2 protein-coding genes are annotated in these 22,608 nt (G+C 71.3%); both read left to right on the plus strand.

Going from position 1 to position 22,608, the window contains the following annotated elements; translation table 11 throughout:
- Nucleotides 1-11,549, plus strand: an 11,549-nt coding sequence (locus tag ACH492_RS27230; RefSeq protein ID WP_398990309.1) for a type I polyketide synthase, incomplete at its 5' end; no start/stop codon positions are given.
- A 46-nt stretch (nucleotides 11,550-11,595) separates the two neighbouring features.
- Complete coding sequence (locus ACH492_RS27235) at nucleotides 11,596-22,578, plus strand: type I polyketide synthase (RefSeq protein WP_398990310.1); 10,983 nt, start codon at nucleotides 11,596-11,598, stop codon at nucleotides 22,576-22,578.
- Nucleotides 22,579-22,608 lie beyond the last annotated feature (30 nt).

A 22,608-nucleotide genomic window follows, 5' to 3' on the forward strand; every position in this document is an offset into this window, starting at 1 on the left:
TGGTGCGGGAGCGTTTGGCGGGGTTGCCGGTTGCGGAGCGGGACCGGGCCCTGCTGGACCTGGTCCGTACCCACGCCGCAGCAGTCCTCGGCTACGGCAACCGGGAATCCATGGAAGCCCGTTCAGCATTCCGGGACCTGGGCTTCGATTCGCTGACCGCGGTGGAATTGCGCGGCCGGTTGAACGGGGAGACCGGACTGCGGCTGCCCACCACGGTCGTCTTCGACTACCCGACGCCGGTCGAGCTGGCGCGCTTCCTGGGCGATGAATTGTTCGGGACCGGGACCGACGCGTCTTCCGATCTGCCGATGGTCGTCTCCACATCCGACGATCCGGTGGTGATTGTCGGGATGAGCTGCCGTCTGCCGGGTGGTGTGGCGGGCCCCGAGGACCTGTGGCGGCTGGTGGTTGGCGGCGAGGACGCGATCTCCGAGCTTCCCACCGACCGGGGTTGGGACCTCGACGCCCTTTATGACCCGACGCCGGGACAGCCAGGAAAGAGCTATTCGCGCCACGGCGGATTTGTCAGCGGAGTCGACCGGTTCGACCCGGCGTTCTTCGGTATCAGCCCACGTGAAGCGGTGGCGATCGACCCGCAGCAACGGCTTCTGCTGGAATCGTCCTGGGAGGCCCTTGAGCGCGCCGGCGTCGACCCTCAGGCACTGCGCGGCAGCCGGTCCGGGGTGTTCGTCGGCTCCAACGGCCAGGATTACCCCGCCCTTCTGCTGAGCACCCCGGAAGGCCAGGACGGCTACCTCGGTACGGGGAATGCCGCCGCGGTCGTATCGGGCAGGGTGGCGTACGCGCTGGGGCTCGAGGGTCCTGCGGTGACGGTGGACACGGCGTGCTCGTCTTCGTTGGTGGCGCTGCATCTCGCGGCGCAGTCGCTGCGGTCGGGTGAGTGTGACCTCGCGTTGGCGGGTGGCGTCACGGTGATGTCGACGCCGGGGGCGTTCATCGAGTTCAGCCGTCAGCGGGGACTTGCTGCTGATGGCCGGTGCAAGGCGTTTTCGGATGCTGCTGATGGCACGGGGTGGGCCGAGGGTGTCGGTGTGCTGGTGGTGGAGCGGTTGTCGGATGCGCGGCGGAACGGTCATCGGGTGCTGGCGGTCGTACGCGGCTCTGCGGTGAACCAGGACGGCGCGTCGAATGGTCTGACCGCGCCGAATGGTCCGTCGCAGCAGCGGGTGATCCGGCAGGCGTTGGCGGGCGCGGGGCTTTCCCCGTCCGATGTGGATGTGGTGGAGGCGCACGGTACGGGTACGTCGTTGGGTGATCCGATCGAGGCGCAGGCGCTGCTGGCGACGTACGGGCAGGGGCGGGATGGGGTCCGGCCGTTGTGGCTGGGTTCGGTGAAGTCGAACATTGGTCATACGCAGGCGGCTGCGGGTGTGGCTGGTGTGATCAAGATGGTGTTGGCGCTTCAGCATGGTGTGCTGCCGCGGACGTTGCATGTGGATGAGCCGTCGTCGCATGTGGACTGGTCGGCGGGGAATGTCCGGCTGCTGTCCGAGGCTGTGGAGTGGCCGGAGAGCGGCCGGTTTCGTCGGGCGGGTGTGTCGGCGTTCGGGGTGAGTGGCACCAATGCGCATGTGGTGATTGAGCAGGCCCCGGTGGAGGAGGTTTCTTCCCCGCCGGTGGCTGTTGTGGATGGTTCGGGTGTGGTGCCGTGGGTGGTTTCGGCGCGGAGTCGGGCCGGTCTGCGAGGGCAGGCGGAGCGGTTGCGGGCGTATGTGGAGGCCCGGCCCGAACTCGGTCTGCCGGATGTGGGGTTCGCCCTGGCCACGACGCGGGCACAGTTTGAGCACCGAGCCGTCGTACTCGGCACCGAACGAGATGAACTCGTTGAAGGACTCAGGTCTCTGGCCAACGGTGACGATGTCGCTTCCGTCGTGACTGCTCTGGCAGAACCCGAAGCGCGGCTGGCTTTGCTCTTCACTGGGCAGGGTGCGCAGCGGGTCGGGATGGGGCGGGAGTTGTATGACGCTTTCCCGGTTTTCGCGGAGGCGTTTGATGCCGTGTGTGCGTATTTCGATGGTGAGTTGGAGTTGCCGCTGCGGGATGTCGTCTTCGGCGATGACGCGGATGCGTTGAACCGCACCGGCCTCACGCAGCCTGCGCTTTTCGCGGTCGAAGTGGCGTTGTTCCGGCTGGTGGAGTCGTTCGGTGTCAGGCCCGATTTCCTGCTGGGGCATTCGATCGGCGAGCTGGCGGCAGCTCATGTGGCCGGGGTACTGACCCTTGACGACGCGTGCCGGCTGGTGGCGGCTCGCGGTCGGTTGATGGAGGCGTTGCCGGCGGGTGGGGTGATGGTCTCGCTCCAGGCGTCGGAGGCCGAGGTGCTGCCGCTTCTGGACCTGGAGCGGGTGAGTATCGCCGCGGTGAACGGGCCGCAGTCGGTTGTCGTCTCCGGTGAGGAATCCGCCGTCGCGGAGGTCGCTGCGTATTTCGAGGCCGAGGGTCGGAAGGTGAAGCGGCTGCGGGTGAGTCATGCGTTCCACTCGCCGTTGATGGAGCCGATGCTGGCCGAGTTCCGTACGGTCGCGGAGAGCGTGAACTACGAGCAGCCGCGTATCCCGGTCATTTCCAATGTCACGGGCATGTTGGCCACCACAGAGGATCTGACGTCCCCGGACTACTGGGTGGGGCATGTCCGGGAAGCCGTCCGGTTCGCCGACGGTATCCGTCGGCTGGAGGAGCACGGCGTCACCCGGTTTCTGGAGATCGGCCCCGACGGCACGCTGACCGCCATGGCCCAGGGCTGCCTTGACGAAGACATGGACCATGTCCTGATACCGGTTCTGCGTGGTGACCGTTCCGAGGTGACCGCGGTGCTCTCCGCCGCCGGACGGGCATTCGTCCACGGCATCGACGTCGACTGGCAGACATTCCTCCCCAACGCCAACGCCAACGCCAACGCCAACGCCAACACCGGCACCGCTTCCGCCCCCGTCGACCTGCCCACCTACGCCTTCCAACACCAGCGCTACTGGCCCCGCTTCAACGGTGTGGCGCCCGGAAACCTGGGCTCTGCCGGGCTGGTGTCCGCTCATCACCCCCTTCTGGGTGCAGCCGTCCTCCTGGCCGACAGCGCGGACGGCGAGGCCGGCGGCGCCATGGTGTTCACGGGGCGTGTTTCCGCGGCGACTCACCCCTGGCTCGCCGAGCATGTCGTATCGGGCTCGATCCTGTTCCCCGGCACGGCGTTCCTGGAGCTGGCGGTCCGCGCCGGGGACCAGGTCGGCTGCGGGCAAGTGGAGGAGTTGACCCTTCAGACGCCGCTGGTGCTGCCGGAGCGAGGCGCCGTACAGCTTCAAGTTTCCCTCGGGGCGCCGGACGAGTCCGGCCGCCGCACGCTGAGTGTCTATTCCCGGTCCGAGGATGCGCCGCCCGAGCAGCCGTGGGCGTGCCACGCAGGCGGCGTACTCGGCACGGGCTCCCCGGCTCCCGGGGCCGACCTGTCCCAGTGGCCGCCCGCCGGGGCGCAGCCCGTCAACGTAGACGGTTTGTACGACGGGTTGGCTTCGGCCGGGTTCGACTACGGGCCGGCCTTCCGCGGCCTGCGTGATGTATGGAGCCGCGGTGACGAGCTGTTCGCCACGGTCGAACTTCCTGAGAGCGCCGTCCCTGATGCGGCAGGATTCGGGCTGCACCCGGCACTGCTGGACGCGGCGCTGCATGCCATCGGACTTGTCCCCGCGGACCAAGAGGCGGACGGCCGAGGCAGGTTGCCCTTCTCCTGGTCAGGGGCGACCCTGCACGCGGCTGGAGCTTCGGTGCTGCGCGCACGGCTGTTGATGAACGGTCATGACGCGGTCGCTCTGGAACTGGCCGACTCCTCGGGCGGGCCTGTCGCGACGATCGACTCCCTGGTCCTGCGCCCGGTGTCGACCGACCGGATCGCGAGTGCAAGGTCAGGACAGCAGGACACCGCGCTGCATGCGATCGAGTGGATACCGCTGCCGGAGCCCGCCCGATCCGCCGTGACCGTCGATGCCGTCATCGACATGGCGGATGGCGCCGACCGACTCGATCTGTCCGCGATCGACGCCGCGAGCTACCCGGACCTCGGTTCGCTCCCGCAGGACGACGTGCCTGCCCACGTCCTGCTGCGGATGGGCGACGCCGCCGACGAGGGCGATCAGTCCGTCGCCGCGCACACCGTGACCCACCGGGCGCTCGCGATCGTGCAGGCATGGCTGGCCGACGAGCGGTTCGCCGCATCCCGCCTGGTCGTGGTCACGCAGGACGCGGTCACCGTGGACGAACGGCGACCAGATCCTGCGTTGGCCGCCATCTGGGGGCTCGTCCGCTCGGCACGTTCTGAGAACCCGGACCGTTTCACGCTCGTCGATGTCGACGGAGCGAGCGAGTCGCTCGCCGCGCTTCCCGCCGCTCTGGCCTCCGGCGAGCCCGAACTGGCCGTACGCGCAGGCCAGGCGTACGCACCGAGGCTCAGCAGGTACGTACGGCGGGCTGCGCTGTCCGTGCCCGAGCAGGCCAAGGCGTGGTGCCTGGACATCGTGGAGAAGGGCACTCTCCAGAATCTGTGTCTCGTGGAGTGTCCCGCGGCGAACGCCGAACTTGCCGCCGGGCAAGTGCGGATCGCGGTACGCGCGTCCGGTCTGAACTTCCGCGATGTGCTGAATGCGCTCGGGATGTACCCGGGAGAAGCGGGGGCCCTGGGCATCGAGGGCGCCGGTGTGGTAACGGAGGTCGGCCCGGGGGTGACTGGATTCTCCCCGAGGGATCGGGTCATGGGTCTGTTCACCCGGTCGTTCGGGCCGGTGGCGGTGGCCGACGAACGCACCGTCATCCGTATTCCGGAGGGGTGGTCGTTCGCGCAGGCGGCGGCCGCGCCGGTGGTGTTCCTGACGGCGTATTACGCGCTGGTGGACTTGGGCGGGTTGCAGGCGGGCGAGTCGGTGCTGATTCATGCTGCCGCGGGTGGTGTGGGTATGGCTGCGGTGCAGTTGGCGCGGCATCTGGGTGCTGAGGTGTTCGGTACGGCGAGTCCGGGCAAGTGGGGAACACTGCGCGGGTCGGGTCTGGACGAGGCGCATATCGCGTCCTCGCGTGATCTGGACTTCGAGCGGTCGTTCCTGGAATCGACCGGTGGCCGGGGCACGGACGTGGTCCTGGATTCCCTGGCGCGGGAGTTTGTGGATGCCTCGTTGCGGCTGTTGCCGCGGGGTGGGCGGTTTGTGGAGATGGGCAAGACCGATGTGCGGGATCCGCAGGAGGTAGCGGCTGAGCACGCGGGTGTCGCGTATCGGGCCTTCGACCTGTTCGACGCCGGTCCTGAGCGGATCGCGGAGATGCTGAGCGTGCTCCTCGATCTGTTCGAGCGGGGTGTGCTGGAGCCGTTGCCGGTCACGGCGTGGGATGTACGGAAGGCTCCGGATGCGTTCCGATTCCTGAGTCAGGCCAGGCATGTGGGCAAGGTCGTCCTCACGATGCCGGTCGCTCTCGACCCGGAGGGCACGGTACTGATCACCGGCGGTACAGGTGGTCTGGGCGCGCTGGTGGCCCGGCATCTGGTGGCCGAGCACGGCATGCGGCACCTGCTCCTCGCCAGCCGCCGGGGCCCGCAGGCGCCCGGCGCCGAGGATTTGCTGGACGAACTGACTGCCCTCGGTGCCGACATCGCTCTCACCGCCTGCGACGCTGCCGACCGTGACAGCCTGGCCACTGTGCTGGCGGGCATTCCCGCAGAGCACCCCCTCACCGCGGTGGTGCATACGGCGGGTGTGCTGGACGACGGCGTGGTGTCCTCGCTGACGCCGCAGAGACTGGACACCGTGCTCGCGCCGAAGGCAGACGCGGTCGTCAATCTGCACGAGCTGACCCGGGGCGAGGATCTGGCCGCCTTCGTTGTCTTCTCCTCCATCGCCGGTATGTTCGGCGGCTCAGGGCAGGGTAACTACTCGGCCGCGAATGCCTTCCTGGACGCCTTCGCCCAGAGCAGGCACATCATCGGCCTTCCCGCCACGTCACTCGCGTGGGGCCCCTGGGCTCCCGGTGCGGGCATGACCGGCGAGCTGGCGCATACGGATCTGCAGCGCATGGCGCGCGGTGGCATGGTCCCGTTCACCGCGGAACAGGGCATGGCCACGTTCAACGCCGCGCTCCGCACGGCCGACCCGGTTCTCGTCCCCGTCCGGCTCGACCATGCGGCACTGCGCGCACACCAGTCCGCGCTGCCGGCTCTCCTGCGCGGTCTCGTCACGGGATCCGGGCGCCGCTCCGCCGCGTCGGCGACAGACGGCGACCCCGTGGAGAGCCTGCGGGCCGGGCTGGGCGCCCTGCCGCCGGCCGAGCGGGAGACCGCGGTCCTGGATCTCGTACGCGCGCAGGCGGCGATCGTGCTCGGGCACGCCGGGCCTGAAGCCGTCGAGCCCGCGCGGGACTTCCGCGGCCTGGGTATCGACTCGCTCACCGCCGTGGAGCTGCGCAACCGGCTTGCGGCCGCGACCGGTCTGCGGCTTCCGGCGACGCTCGTCTTCGACTATCCGTCGCCGCTGGCACTCTCTCGCCATGTGCGTTCTGAGCTGTTCGGTGACGGCGAGGCGGCTGTCGTAGCCGTGCCGGACGCCGCGGGTGGCCGGGCTGCAATCGGCCAGGCGGCTGCCGGCGAGGAGCAGCTCGCCGTCGTCGCCATGAGCTGCCGCTTCCCGGGAGGGGTGCGCAGCCCCGAGGAGTTCTGGCGGCTGCTGTCCGAGGGAGTGGACGCACTCTCGCCGATACCCGCCGACCGCGGCTGGCGGACGGGCGGCGACGGGGCTGTCGGCCATGTCGAGGGCGGGTTCCTCCACGAGTGCGGTGATTTCGATGCGGACTTCTTCGGGATCTCGCCGCGCGAGGCGGTCGCCATGGACCCGCAGCAGCGGCTTCTCCTCGAAATCTCGTGGGAGACGCTGGAGCGGGCCGGAATCGACCCCGCGGCCCTGCGCGGCAGTAGGACAGCCGTCTTCGCGGGGACGAACTACCAGGGCTACGGCTCGGCCGCGCACGTCCTGCCCGAAGGGTCGGAGGGGCAGTTGCTGACCGGCCACGCCACCAGCGTGACGTCCGGCCGTGTCTCGTACGCCCTCGGCCTCGAAGGGCCCGCGGTGACGGTCGACACGGCCTGCTCGTCGTCGCTCGTGGCCTTGCACCTGGCCGCGCAGGCACTCCGTCTCGGGGAGTGCGATCTCGCCCTCGCGGGCGGTGTGACCGTGATGGCCACACCGGGCGCGTTCGTGGAGTTCGGTCGTCAGGGGGGCCTTGCGGGAGACGGGCGGTGCAAGGCGTTCGCCGAGGGCGCGGACGGCACCGGCTGGGGCGAGGGCGCGGGCATCGTCCTGGTCGAGCGTCTTTCCGACGCGCGGCGCAATGGCCACCCGGTGCTCGCCGTGCTCCGTGGCTCCGCGGTGAACCAGGACGGTGCGTCGAACGGCCTGACGGCCCCCAACGGCCCCTCCCAGCAGCGTGTCATCCGGGCCGCGCTAGCCAACGCGGGCCTTGCGGCCCGTGATGTGGACGCGGTCGAGGCGCACGGCACCGGAACGTCGCTGGGCGACCCCATCGAGGCACAGGCGCTCATCGCCACCTATGGACAGAACCGCGAGAACGAGCGGCCCTTGTGGCTCGGCTCGGTGAAGTCCAACATCGGGCATACGCAGGCCGCGGCGGGCATCGCCGGTGTGATCAAGATGGTGCTGGCGCTCCAGAAGGGGGTGCTGCCACAAACGCTGCACGTCACCGAGCCCTCCTCGCACGTGGACTGGTCGGCCGGAGATGTGCGGCTGCTGACCGAGGCCGTGGAGTGGCCGCGGAGCGAATTGCCGCGCCGGGCCGCCGTGTCCTCGTTCGGGATAAGTGGCACCAACGCGCACGTGGTGCTCGAACAGGCCGAGGCGGCCGACAGCGGGCCCGCCGGGAGCAACTCCACCGACAGCACTCCCGTCAGTACTCTCGCCAGCGCTCCCGCAGACACCTCGCGAGACGAACACGACCGGTCCGACGAACACGACCGGTCCGACGAACACGACGGGCCCGTCGTGTGGCCGTTGTCCGCCCGCTCCGCGGCAGCACTCCGCGACCAGGCGAAGCGGCTGCGGACGCATGTCACCGACCATCCCAGTCTGTCCGTACACGATGTCGGGTACTCGCTCGCCACCACCCGCGCCGCCTTCGACCACCGGGCGGCGCTGGTCGCCGAGGACAGGGAGGCGTTCCTGACAGGCGTCGCCGCGCTGGCACGCGGGGAGGACTCGGCGGGGCTGGTGCGCGGGCAGGCGGGCACCGGCGGGAAACTCGCCTTCCTGTTCAGCGGTCAGGGCTCCCAGCGTGCCGGCATGGGCCGCGCGCTGTACAAACGTTTCCCCGTATACGCGCGGGCGTTCGACGAGGTCTGCGCGGATTTCGACCGGCACCTCGAACGGCCCCTGCGTGACCTGGTATTCGCGGACGAGGGTTCGACCGAAGCCGCACTGCTCGACCGCACCGCGTACACACAACCCGCGCTGTTCGCTGTGGGAACGGCACTCCACGCCCTGGTCGGATCGTGGGGTGTCAGGCCCGATTTCCTGATCGGCCACTCCATCGGAGAGCTGACCGCCGCGCATGTGGCCGGGGTGCTGACCCTCGAGGACGCCTGCGCCCTCGTGGCGGCCCGCGGCCGGTTGATGCAGGCTCTGCCGGAGGGCGGTGCCATGATCGCCGTTCAGGCTTCCGAGGAGGAGGTACTGCCCCTGCTGGAGGGTCTCGCGGACCGGGCGGGCATCGCCGCGGTGAACGGGGCTTCGGCAGTCGTCGTGTCCGGCGAGCAGGACGCGGTCACCCGCATCGCGGGGCAACTGGCCGAGCAGGGGCGGAAGACTAGGCGTTTGCGGGTCAGCCATGCGTTTCACTCACCACTGATGGAAGCGATGCTGGCGGAGTTCGGCGAGATGGCGCGGGGTGTGCGGTATGCACCGCCGCGTATCCCTGTCGTCTCCAACCTCACCGGGGAACCGGCCGCCGGAGCCGACCTCGCTTCGCCCGAGTACTGGGTGCGGCACGTGCGGGAGGCCGTCCGTTTCTGCGACGGCGTCCGCCGGCTGGAGGCCGACGGCGTACGGACGTACCTGGAGCTGGGCCCCGATGGTGCCCTTGCCGCCATGGCATGGGAAAGCCTGCGCGAGCCCGGTGAGGACACCGCCGCGCTCCCTGTACTGCGGCGCGAGCGGCCCGAGTCGTCCAGCGCCCTGCTGGCTGCGGCAAGCCTTCACGTACGAGGTCTGGGGTCGGGTCCTGCCGCCCTGTACCGCGAGGGGGCGCGCCGTGTCGAGCTGCCCACATACGCCTACCAGCGCCGCCGGTACTGGCTGGAACCGGCCGGGCCGCAGACCGGAGCCGACCCGACGCAGACGGTGGACGAGCAGTTCTGGGCCGCTGTGGAACGGGCCGACCTGGGCGAGCTGGCCGAGCGTCTCCATCTGGCGGGTGATGCCCCGCTGAGCGAGGTGCTGCCCGCTCTGTCCTCGTGGCGCCTCAAGCAGCGCGGGCGCACCGCCGTCGACGGCTGGGAGTACCGGGTCATCTGGCGGCCGGTCGGCGACGCCTCCGCTCCCGTCCTGTCCGGCACCTGGCTGCTTCCGCTGCCCGCGGGACGTACCGGCCGGGTCTGGGAGACGGCGATCGCGGCAGGGCTGGCCGCCCATGGGGCGGCCCGGGTCGTCCCCCTCGAGGTCGACTGCGGCGTGGTGGACCGAAAGTCGCTCGCCGAGCAGCTGACCACGGTCCTGGACGAGTTGGGCCCCGTGGACGGGGTGCTTTCACTGCTGGGCACCGATGAGGAGCCGAACCGGACGCAGCCCGCCACGCCCGGCGGACTCGCCGCGACCATGGCCCTCGTACAGGCCCTCGACGACCTGGGCTCTGGTGCGCCGCTGTGGTGCGCGACCACCGGGGCCGTCGCGGCGCGGGAGCGCGAGGCCGTGCCGTCCCCCGTACAGGCCGCGGTCTGGGGCTTCGGGCGCGTCGCCGCGCTGGAGCAGCCGCAGAGCTGGGGAGGCCTCGTCGACCTGCCCGCGGAGCTCGACGAGCGGGCTGTGGAGCGGCTGTGCGCGGTGCTGGAAGCCGGGCAGGGCGAGGACCAGGTCGCCGTACGCGGCTCGGGCACATTCGTACGGAGACTGGTGCGGGCACAGTCCCGGGACGACGGCACCGGAACCGAACAGCCGTGGGAGTGCACCGGAACCGTTCTGGTCACCGGAGGCACCGGAGCACTCGGCGCACACGTGGCTCGCAGGCTGGCCGACCGGGGGGCCGGGCACCTGGTCCTGGCGAGCAGGCGTGGCGCGCAAGCCGAAGGCGCTGCCGAGCTGGCGGCCGAACTGACCGCCCACGGCACCCGGGTGACGGTCGTCGCGTGCGACGCCGCCGACCGAGAGGCGCTGGCACGGCTGTTGGCCGAGCATCCCGTCGACGCGGTGTTCCACACCGCGGGTGTGCTCGATGACGGACTGATCGCCGGGCTCGACGGTGAGCGCCTGGACGCCGTGCTGCGGCCCAAGCTGGCCGCCGCGGTGAACCTGCACGAACTGACCGGCGACCTCACGGCGTTCGTGATGTTCTCGTCCTTCGCCGGTACGGCGGGCGCGACGGGGCAGGCCAACTACGCAGCCGCCAACGCCTGTCTGGACGCACTCGCCCAGCAGCGGCAGGCCCTCGGCCTGCCGGCCACCTCGATCGCGTGGGGGCCGTGGGCCGGTAGCGGCATGGCGGCCGGCGCCGCGGGTGACGAGCAGCTGGAACACCGGCTCAGGCGCGGCGGCATGGACCCGATCGACCCGCAGCTCGCGGTCGACGCGCTGGAGCGGGCGCTGACCCGTGGCGACACCACGTTGGCCGTGGCCGACGTGGACTGGGCTCGGTTCGTTCCCGGCTTCACCTCGGTGCGGCCAAGTGCGCTGCTCTCCGATTTGCCCGAGGCACGGCGGGCGGCCCCGGAGCGCGAGTCCGCCGGCAGCGGTCGGGACGGCGGTCTCGCCGCGCTGCGCGAGCAGCTGGCAGGGCGGAGCGAGGCCGACCAGGAACGCGTGCTCGCCACCCTCGTCCGCACCCATGTGGCCGGCGTTCTCGGGCACTCCTCCGTGGACGCGATCGACCCGAAGCGTGCCTTCAGCGAACTGGGCTTCGACTCGCTCATGGCCGTCGAGCTGCGCAACCGGCTGGGTCTCGTCACCGGTACGCAGCTTCCCGCCACGCTGCTGTTCGACCACCCGACCGCCGTGGCCCTGGCCCGCCATCTGCGCACACGGGTCGTCGCCGGGGACACCGCCGCGGGACTGCCCGCGCTCGCCGAACTCGACCGGCTGGAGGGCGTGCTGGGAGAGGTGTCGCCGGACGATCCGCAGCGCGCCAGGATCGCTTCCCGGCTGCAGGCGCTGCTGGCGAGGTGGAACGAGCGACAGGACGGAGGCGGAGAGGCGAAGGACGACGCCGGGGTGAGCGACCGGATCAGCTCCGCCACCGCCGACGAGATCTTCGACTTCATCGACAACGACCTCGGCATGTCATGAGCCGCCGACCGCAAAAGCCCCGGAACCGCCGCGTGGATGAGGGTGCATGAACGAAGAGAAGCTCCTCGAATACCTCAAGAAGGTCACCAGCGACCTTCACCAGACCCGGCAGCGCCTGCACGAAGTCGAGGCCGGGATCCAGGAGCCGGTGGCGATTGTGGCAATGAGCTGCCGCTTTCCAGGCGGGGTGGCATCGCCCGAGGAATTCTGGCAGCTGCTCGCGGGCGAGGTGGACGCCATCAGCGCGTGGCCCTCCGACCGGGGCTGGGACGCCGACGCCCTGTACGACCCGGAGCCCGGTGTGCCGGGGCGCAGTTACACCCGTGCCGGTGGATTCCTCGACCGGGCCGCCGACTTCGACGCCGCCTTCTTCGGGATATCGCCGCGGGAGGCGGTGGCGATGGATCCGCAGCAGCGGCTGCTGCTGGAGACGTCGTGGGAGGCATTCGAGCGGGCAGGGATCGACCCGGTGTCGCTTCGCGGCAGCCGTACCGGGGTCTTCGCGGGCACCAATGGGCAGGACTACACCGCTTTGCTGCTCGGAGCCGTGGAAGGGCTGGAAGGGCACGTCGGCACCGGCAACGCCGCCAGTGTCGTATCCGGCCGGGTCTCCTACGCGCTCGGCCTCGAAGGGCCGGCAGTCACCGTCGACACCGCGTGCTCGTCCTCGCTCGTCGCCCTTCATCTGGCGGCGCAGGCGCTCCGCTCGGGGGAGTGCGACCTCGCGCTGGCGGGCGGTGTGACCGTAATGTCCACACCCGGGTTGTTCCTGGAGTTCAGCCGGCAGCGCGGACTGGCCGACGACGGCAGGTGCAAGGCGTTCGCGGACGCGGCCGACGGCACCGCCTGGGGTGAGGGCGCGGGCATGCTCCTCGTCGAGCGGCTGGCCGACGCCCGCCGCAACGGACACCCCGTACTCGCCGTCGTGCGCGGCTCTGCGGTCAACCAGGACGGAGCGAGCAACGGCTTGACGGCCCCCAATGGCCCCTCCCAGCAGCGCGTCATATGGCAGGCCCTCGCCGGCGCGGGCCTGGCCACGGCGGACATCGACATGGTGGAGGCGCACGGCACCGGTACGACGCTCGGCGACCCCATCGAAGCCCAGGCGCTCCTCGCGACGTACGGGCAGGACCGGGACGCGGAACAACCGCTGTGGCTCGGCTCCGTGAAGTCCAACATCGGACACACGCAGGCCGCCGCCGGTGCGGCGGGTGTCATCAAGGCCGTGCTCGCCCTCCAGGAAGGGCTGATGCCGAGAACCCTGCATGTCGACCGGCCCTCGTCGCACGTCGACTGGTCCGCGGGGAGGGTGTCGCTGCTCGCGGGGGCCGAACCGTGGCCCGACCGCGGGCGGCCACGCCGGGCCGGTGTCTCCTCCTTCGGCGTCAGCGGCACCAACGCGCACGTCATCCTCGAACAGGCCGCGGCGCAGGAACCCGTCCCCGACGTGGACGACGCGGACGACGTCCCCGACGCGGACGACGCACCCAGGACCGACGCCACCGTTGGCGAGCTTGCCTTCCTCGTCTCCGCGCGCACCGCGGAATCGCTGCGCACACTCAGCTCCCGGTTGCGTGAGCGGCTGTCCGCCGAGCCGCCGGTGCCGTTGCGCGACGCCGCCTGGTCGCTGGCCACCACCCGGTCGGCGTTCGAGCACCGGGCCGGCGTCATCGCCGTCGACCGCGACGAACTGCTCCGTGGCCTGGGCGCGCTCGCCGCCGACGCTCCGGCCCCCGGGGTGGTACGCGGCACGAGCGGCGGCGACGGCCGTACCGCCTTCGTCTTCCCCGGCCAGGGCGCCCAGTGGGCCGGTATGGCAACCGAACTGCTCGATACGGACGAGGAGTTCCGCGCCCGGTTCACCGAGTGCGCGCAGGCCGTCGAACAGTTCTCCGGCTGGTCCCTCCACGAGGTGCTCCGCGGCCTGGAGGGGGCGCCGTCGCTCGATCGCGTGGACGTCGTCCAGCCCGCGCTGTTCACCGTGATGGTTTCCCTGGCGGGGCTCTGGCGGGCCCGAGGCGTGGAGCCCGACGCCGTCGTGGGGCACAGCCAGGGCGAGATCGCCGCCGCCTGCGTCGCCGGGGCGCTCACCCTGGAGGATGCCGCCCGCGTCGTCGTCCTGCGCAGCCGGGCACTGACCTCACTCGCGGGACGCGGCGGCATGATGTCCGTACTGCTGCCGCTGCCGGCCGTGGAGGAGCGTCTCGCGCCATGGGGCGACCGTGTGTCGGTCGCCGCCGTCAACGGCCCCCAGTCCGTGGTCGTCTCCGGCGAGGCGGAGGCACTCGACGAGCTGTTCGCCGCGCTCGAAGCCGACGGCGCGCAGGTCAGGCGGATACCGGTCGACTATGCCTCCCACTCCGCACATGTCGAGGAGATTCGCGAGCAGTTGCTCGCCGAACTGGCACCGATCAAGCCGCGCAGCAGCGCGATTCCGTTCTTCTCGACAGTGACCGGCGACTGGATCGACACCGAGCGGCTGGACGCCGGCTACTGGTACGAGAACCTGCGCCGGACCGTACGCTTCGAGCACGCTGTCCGCTCCCTCGCCGAACAGGACTACCGCGCGTACGTCGAGACCTCACCGCACCCCGTGGTGACGGCGGCCGTACGCGACACGCTCGACGCACTCGACATCGCGGGCGCCGCTGTCGTCGGCACCCTCCGTAAAGGAGAAGGAGGCCACCGGCGCTTCCTCACCTCGCTCGCCGAACTGTCCGTCGCCGGGGGGCCCGTGGACTGGCGCACGGTCCTCAACAGCACCCCGGGAGGCAGCGCCCCCCAGCGGATCGACCTGCCCACCTACCCCTTCCAGCGGCGCCGCTACTGGCCCAGGCCCGCCCCCGAACTGCGCCCCGGCGGCCCCGGCGACGCCAGCGACATCCGCTTCTGGGAGGCCGTCGAGAGCGGCGACGCGGACACGCTCAGCGCAGCCCTGGGCTTGGACTCCGCAGCCGTCACCGGGATGCTGCCCGCGCTCTGCGACTACCGCAGGCGCAACCGCGAAGGGGCCGTCGCCGACTCGTGGCGCTACCGCGTCACCTGGAAGCCCGTCCCCGCCGGAGCGGCGCCGCCCGCCCTCCGCGGCACCTGGCTGCTGGTCGCACCCGGCGAAGGTCCAATGGTCAGCGCCATGGCGGAGGCACTCTCCGCCGCGGGAGCGCGCCCGGTCACCGTGATGGCGGAACCCGAGCAGGACAGGGCCTCACTCGCCGGGACGATCGGGGATGCCCTGCGCTGCGCGGACGCCCTGCGCTGCGGGGACGCCCTGCGCGACACGGCATCCCCAGAGGAACGGCTGCCCCCGCTCGCGGGCGTCGTCTCCCTGCTCGCCCTGGACGAGGACGACCACTCCGCACTTCCCGGCCTGCCCAGAGGCTTCGCCGCCACCGTCGGTCTCGTCCAGGCACTGGACGACATGGGTGTCCAGGCCCCGCTGTGGTTCGCCACCAGCGGCGCCGTGGCCACCGACCCCCTGCGGGGCGTTGCCGCGCCGCGTCAGGCACTGGTGTGGGGCTTCGGCCGAGTCGTCGCCCTTGAGGAGCCGAAGCGCTGGGGCGGACTGCTCGACCTGCCCGAAACCCTGGACCGGGCCGCAGCCACGGCCGTGGTCGGCGCGCTCGCCGGCATCGGCGACGAGGACCAGCTCGCGGTACGGCCAAGCGGTGTCCTCGCCCGACGACTGGTCCGCGCCGCGACCGGCGCGCTCGACACCGCACGCCCGTGGGCACCCAAGGGCACCGTCCTGGTCACCGGCGGGACCGGCGCGCTGGGGCGGCACGTGGCCCGCTGGCTCGCCCGAAACGGCGCACCGCACCTGCTCCTCGTCAGCCGACGCGGCGCCGACACCCCCGGCATCACCGAGCTGGCCGCCGAGCTGGCCGAGTTCGGCACCCAAGCCGAATTCGCCGCCTGCGACATCGCCGACCGGGACGCGGTCGCAGCGCTGCTCGAGGCGATCCCCGCCGACCGGCCGCTCACCGCCGTCATGCACACCGCCGCCGTACTCGACGACGGGATGATCAACTCCCTGACGCCCGCTCAACTGGCCGGGGTGCTCCGGGTCAAGGTGGGCGGCGCCTGCAATCTCGACGAACTGACCAGGCAGCACGACCTGTCGGCGTTCGTGCTGTTCTCCTCCACCGCCGGCACCATCGGCGCGCCGGGACACGCCAACTACGCCCCCGGAAACGCCTACCTCGACGCCTTGGCCCAGCAGCGCAGGGCAGCCGGGCTCCAGGCCACCTCCATCGCCTGGGGGCCCTGGGCGGAAGGCGGTATGGCCGAGGGCGCCGTGGGCAGGCGACTGCAACGGCACGGCGTACGTGTCATGGACCCGCAGTCGGCCGTCTCCGCGCTGCAAGGGGCCCTCGACCACGACGACACCACGGTCGCCGTCACCGACATCGACTGGGACACCTTCGCGCACGTCTTCACCAGGGCACGCGCCCGGCCCCTGATCGCCGACCTGCCCGACGCACAGCGGGCGATCGGCGCCGCCGTACCGGCGACGGAGGAACCGGCAGATGGGCCCACGCTCGCCCGTCGGCTCGCCGCCCTCGACGCAGCGGAGCTCCGCCAGGCCCTGGCGCAGCTCGTCCGCGCCCACGTCGCCGCTGTCCTCAATCACACCGATCCCGACGAGGTCGACCCCAACCGGGCCTTCCGCGAGCTGGGCTTCGACTCACTCATGGCGGTCGAGCTCCGCAACGCGCTCAGCGAAGCCATCGGCAAACGGCTCCCGGCCACGCTCATCTTCGACCACCCAACCCCGAGCGCCTTGGCCGCCAGACTGCGCACGGAGCTGAGCCTCGAAGAGGCGGCAGCGGAGCCCGCGCCGGTGCCGCCCACACCGTCGATCCACGAGGACGACCCCATCGCCATCGTGTCGATGAGCTGCCGCTTCCCCGGCGGAGTGACCTCGCCGGAGGAGTTCTGGCGGCTGCTGGCCGACGGGGTGGACGCCATCAGCGCGTGGCCCTCCGACCGGGGCTGGGACGCCGACGCCCTGTACGACCCCGAGCCCGGTGTGCCGGGGCGCAGTTACACCCGTGCCGGTGGATTCCTCGATGATGTCGCCGACTTCGACGCCGCCTTCTTCGGGATCTCGCCGCGGGAGGCGGTGGCGATGGATCCGCAGCAGCGGCTGCTTCTGGAGACGTCGTGGGAGGCATTCGAGCGGGCCGGGATCGACCCGCTGTCGCTGCGAGGCAGCCGTACCGGCGTCTTCGCGGGCACCAACTACCAGGACTACTCCTCCCGTCCGCTGGCCGCGGCACCGGACGCGGAGGCGCACCTCGGCACCGGGAACTCGGCGAGCGTCATGTCCGGCCGCCTCTCGTACACGTTCGGGCTGGAGGGGCCCGCCGTCACCGTCGACACCGCCTGCTCGTCGTCGCTCGTCGCCCTCCACCTGGCGGCGCAGGCGCTCCGGACGGGGGAGTGCGATCTCGCACTTGCGGGCGGCGTCACCGTCATGTCAACCCCGGGGCTCTTTCTGGACTTCAGCCGTCAGCAGGGTCTGGCCGCAGACGGTCGGTGCAAGGCGTTCGCCGACCGGACCGACGGCACCGGCTTCTCCGAGGGCGTCGGTGTCGTGCTGGTCGAGCGGCTCTTGGACGCACAGCGGAAGGGGCACACGGTGCTGGCGCTGCTCCGCGGCTCCGCCGTGAATCAGGACGGTGCGTCGAACGGTCTCACGGCGCCCAACGGCCCCTCGCAGCAGCGGGTTATCCGCGCAGCCCTGGCAGGCGCCGGCCTGTCCGGCACGGACATCGACGCCGTCGAAGCACACGGTACGGGCACGACACTCGGCGACCCGATCGAGGCACAGGCGCTCCTGGCGACATACGGGCAGGGACGGGAGACAGACCGGCCTTTGTGGCTGGGCGCGGTCAAGTCCAACATCGGGCACACGCAGGCAGCCGCCGGTGTCGCGGGCCTGATCAAGATGGTCCTGGCGCTCCAACACGGCGTCCTGCCACCCACCTTGCACATCGACCGGCCCACGACGCACGTGGACTGGTCGGATGGGAACGTACGGCTGCTCACCGACGCCGTGGAGTGGCCGGAGACAGACCGGCCACGACGGGCAGGTGTGTCCTCGTTCGGCATCAGCGGTACCAATGTGCACGCCATCCTCGAACAGGCCCCCGCCTCCGAATCCCCGGAGGACAAGGCACCGACCGTACCCGTATCCGTACCCGTACGCCCACCCGTTCCGGTTCCCGTGCCCTGGGTGATCGGCGGCAGCACACGCGATGCGCTCCGGGCGCAGTCCGGACGGCTGCTCGCGTATGTACAGGATCGGCCCGAACTCGGCCTGCGGGACGTGGGACTGGCGCTGGCCACGACCCGGTCCGCGTTCGAGCACCGCGCCGCGGTCATCGGCGAGGACCGTGACGAACTGCTGCGCGGCCTGAGTGCTCTGGCGGCTGGGGAGACCGCGGCGAACGTAGTCACCGGGGAGGTTCGGGGCGAAGGCAGGACCGCGTTCCTGCTCACCGGGCAGGGCGCGCAGCGGGTCGGTATGGGGCGCGAGTTGTACGACGCCTTTCCGGCTTTCGCGGAGGCGTTTGATTCGGCGTGTGCGTACTTCGACGGTGAGTTGGAGTTGCCGCTGCGGGATGTCGTGTTCGGTGATGACGTTGATGCGTTGAACCGCACCGTCCTCACCCAGCCTGCGTTGTTCGCGGTCGAAGTCGCGCTTTACCGGCTGATGGAGTCGTTCGGTGTCAGGCCCGACTTCCTGCTCGGGCATTCGATCGGCGAGCTCGTGGCCGCACATGTGGCCGGCGTGATCGCTCTTGAGGATGCGTGTCGTCTGGTGGCGGCGCGTGGCCGGTTGATGCAGGCGCTGCCGACGGGCGGGGCAATGCTGTCGCTCCAGGCCTCGGAGGCCGAGGTGCTGCCGCTGCTGGATGTGGAGCGGGTGAGCATTGCCGCGGTGAACGGGCCGCAGTCGGTTGTCGTCTCCGGCGAGGAGTCCGCCGTCTCGAAGGTCGCCGCGCATTTCGAGGCCGAGGGCCGCAAGACGAAGCGCCTGCGGGTCAGCCACGCTTTCCACTCACCGTTGATGGAGCCGATGCTGGCCGAGTTCCGTACGGTCGCGGAGAGCGTGTCCTACGAGCAGCCGCGTATCCCGGTGATCTCGAATGTGACCGGTGAACTCGCCACGGATCTGACGTCGCCTGACTACTGGGTACGGCATGTGCGCGGGGCCGTCCGGTTCGCCGACGGTATCCGCCGGCTGGAGGAGCACGGCGTCACCCGGTTCCTGGAGGTCGGCCCCGACGGAACCCTGACCGCCATGGCGCAGGGATGCCTCTCCGCCGACAACCGCACTCTGGTCCCGGCGCTGCGCAAGGACAGGTCCGAGACACGCGGTGTCATGGACGCGATCGGCAGGCTCCACACATCGGGCACCGGTCCCGACTGGTCTGCGCTGTTCCCCGATGCTCGCCGCGTCGACCTGCCCACATACGCATTCCAGAGGCGGCGTTACTGGTGGGACGCCGCGGCCGGGGCGGGCGACCTCGACTCTGTAGGGCTGCGCGCGGCCGACCACCCGCTGCTCGGCGCGGCCGTCACCGTGGCCGGCTCGGAATCCGTCGTCTTCACCGGGCGGCTCTCCCTGGCCACCCACGCCTGGCTCGCCGACCACGCGGTGCTGGGCAGCGTGATCCTTCCGGCGACGGCCTATCTCGACCTGGCCATCAGCGCCGGTGACCGGACCGGCTGCGACCATCTCGCCGAACTCACCCTGGAGGCGCCGCTCGTCCTTCCGGAGCGTGGCGCCGTCCACCTCCAGGTCGCCGTGGCCGCTCCCGACGAGGCCGGGCGGCGGCCGTTGACCGTGCACGCCCGGCCCGTGGAGGCGGACGACACCGCCCCCTGGACACGGCACGCACAAGGCACCCTGGCCACCGCTCCCCGGATCGAGCCGGACGTTCTGAGCAGTTGGCCGCCCGAGGGCGCCGAGCCTGTGGGACCGGGCGACTGGTACGACACATTCGCCGAAGGCGGGTTCACCTACGGGCCTGCGTTCCAGGGGCTCGGCTCCGTATGGCGGCGCGGTGACGAGGTGTTCGCCGAAGCCGCGCTGCCCGAGCCGTACCGGGCCGACGCCGCACGGTTCACGCTGCACCCCGCGCTGCTCGACGCGGCCGTCCAGACGCTTCTCGTCAGCGGCCGGGACGCGAGCGGCTCAGGTGACCGCGAGGCCATGCTGCCGTTCGCCTGGAGCGGGGTGACGCTCCACGCCGAGGGGGCAACGGCGCTGCGCGTACGTCTGGCGCCCGCCGAGGACCGCGCCAACGCCTTCTCGGTGCTGGTCGCGGACACCTCCGGCCGGCCCGTCGCCAGTGCCGACGCGCTCGTCCTGCGCACGGTGACACCCGAGCAGATGCCCGCGCCGTCGGCCGGGCCGGATGCCCCGCTGCGCCTCGACTGGCGTGCCGCCGCCTCCCCGCCCCCGCGACCCGAGGCAGCGCGGTGGGTTGTTCTCGGCAGCCCGGTCGGTCACAGCACTGCCGGCGGCGGCCCGGCGGACGGCGGGATAGCGGAGGTGCTGGACGCCGCGGGCGTACATGTGGAGTCGTACGCCGACCTCGACGCGCTGGCAGCAGCCGCGGCAATGGGGATGACGATGCCCGACACGGTGCTGCTGGAGTGCGGTTCGGACCCCCGCAAGGACGAACTGGACGTCCGGGAACTGCTCGTCGGCACCCTCGCCGCCTGCCGCCGGTGGCTCGCCGAGGAACGGTTCGCCGACTCCCGCCTGGTGTTTGTCACCCGGGACGCCGTCGCCGCCGAGCCCGGCGAGGACGTAGACGATCTCGCGGGCGCGGCGCTGTGGGGGCTGATCCGCTCCGCCCAACTGGAACACCCCGAGCGGTTGCGGCTTCTCGACCTCGACGACAGCGAGGCTTCCAGCAGCGCTCTTCCGGGAGCCGTGGCCGCCGCCCACCCGCAGGCGGTTCTCCGGGCGGGCGAGCTGCGCCTGCCCCACCTCGGCCTCGTCGCGCCCGCGGAGGTCCCCGCCTTCGTATTCGACCCGGACGGCACGGTGCTGGTCACCGGCGCCACGGGCGCGTTGGGGCGGCTTACCGCACGCCATCTCGTCACCCGGCACGGCGTACGGCACCTCCTGCTGGCGAGCCGCGGCGGGCCCGCGGCCGACGGGGCACAGGCGCTGCTGGCGGAGCTTGCCGAGGAGGGGGCCGAAGCGTCCCTCGTGGCCTGCGACATCTCCGAACGGGAGGCCGTGGAGGGGCTGCTCGGCTCGATTCGGCAGGATCATCCCCTCACGGCCGTCGTGCATATCGCCGGCGTCGTCGACGACGGTGTCCTGACCGCGCTCAGCGACAACCAGATCGAGCGGGTGCTGCGTCCGAAGGCCGACTCCGCCCAGCTGTTGCACGAGCTGACGAAGGACCAGAAGCTGTCGGCGTTCGTGCTCTTCTCTTCGGCAGCCGGCACCTTCGGTTCGGCAGGACAGGCCAACTATGCGGCCGCCAACGCGTTCCTGGACGGTCTGGCCCGGCACAGGGCGGCCCATGGGCTGCCCGCCACCTCACTGGCGTGGGGGTTGTGGGCAGAAAGCAGCGGCATGACGGCGGGGCTCGCGGACACCGACCGGCGGCGCATGGCCCGCAGCGGTATGCGGCCGCTCTCCGCGGACGACGGCCTCGCGCTGTTCGACGCCGCGCTTGCGACCGGCGAGCCCGCCCTGGTCACCGTAGGCCTCGGCAGGAGCGGACTCCCAGCGCTGCTGGGCACCTCGGCTCCGGGCCGTACCCGGCGTACCGTCTCCGCCTCCGGAAAGGACAAGGACGCCCTGCTCGCGCGGCTTTCGGCAGCCGGGCCCGCCGAGCGGGACGCACTCCTGCTGGACCTGGTACGGCGCCAGGTGGCGGGGGTTCTCGGCCACGGGTCACCCGAGGAGATCGAACCGGACCGTGATTTCACCGAGTTGGGCTTCGACTCGCTGACTGCAGTGGAGCTGCGCAACCAGCTCGGCGTGGCCACCGGCCTGCTGCTCCCGCCCACGCTCGTGTTCGACTTCGCCACCCCCCGGGACCTCGCGTCCCGGCTGGGCGAGGAACTGTCGGCGCCCGCTCTCCCGAAGTCCGGCTCCCGGCGATCCGACGACCCGCCCTCCGGGGCGGGGCGGACGGAGGACACGATCGGCGCCCTGTTCCGGACGGCCTGCGCGTCGGGGCGGGTGGAGGAGGGCTTCGCGCTGCTGCAGGCGGCTGCGGAACTGAGGCCGACGTTCGATGCGCCGGGGGAGTTCGGGGCCGATTTCGCGCCCGTGCGGCTCGCCCGCCGCGGCGACGGCACCTCGGACACGGGTGCTGCGAGCCTGATCTGCTTCAGCTCGTACGTGGCGCTCGCGGGCGTGCACCAGTACGCCAGGTTCGCCTCCGCCTACCGGGGCCAGCGCGACGTATGGGCTTTGCCGACCCCCGGCTTCGGCCGGGGAGAGCTTCTGCCCGCCTCCTTCGAGGCGGTCGTGCGGCTGCAGGCCGAGGCGGTGGTGCGGTGCGCGGGCGACAGGCCGTTCGTGCTTGTCGGTTCGTCGTCCGGGGGCATACTGGCGCTCGCCGTCGCGCACTACCTGGACAAGTCGGGGACGCCGCCTGCCGGTGTCGCGCTGCTGGACACCTACCTGCCGCGCGAGGACTCGCCCTTCACCCGCTTTGCCGGGGAGATGATCGGCGGCATGTTCGACCGCGAGTCCATGTTCGCGCACATGGACGCGGACCGGCTCACCGCGATGAGCTGGTACATCAGTGTCGTCGGCGCATGGTCGCCGGACCGCCTCTCCTGCCCCGTGCTGCTCGTGCGCTCCAGCGAGCCGCCGGTGACCGTCGAGCAGGCGGGACCGCTCGAACCGGACCAGTGGCAGGCGTCCTGGGACGGCGCGGACACCGTGGCCGAGGTGCCGGGCAATCACTTCACGATGATGGAGGCCCATGCGGGCTCCACCGCGAAAACCGTCACCGGCTGGATGGACACCATCTGAACCGTCGTAGCCGCAGGCAATCAACCGTCC

The sequence above is a fragment of the Streptomyces sp. NPDC019443 genome, assembly GCF_044389785.1.
Classification (GTDB): Bacteria; Actinomycetota; Actinomycetes; order Streptomycetales; family Streptomycetaceae; genus Streptomyces.

Coding starts and splice junctions, on each gene's coding strand:
- ACH492_RS27235 (WP_398990310.1), top strand. CDS start 11,596: ATGAACGAAGAGAAGCTCCTCGAATACCTCAAGAAGGTCACCAGCGAC.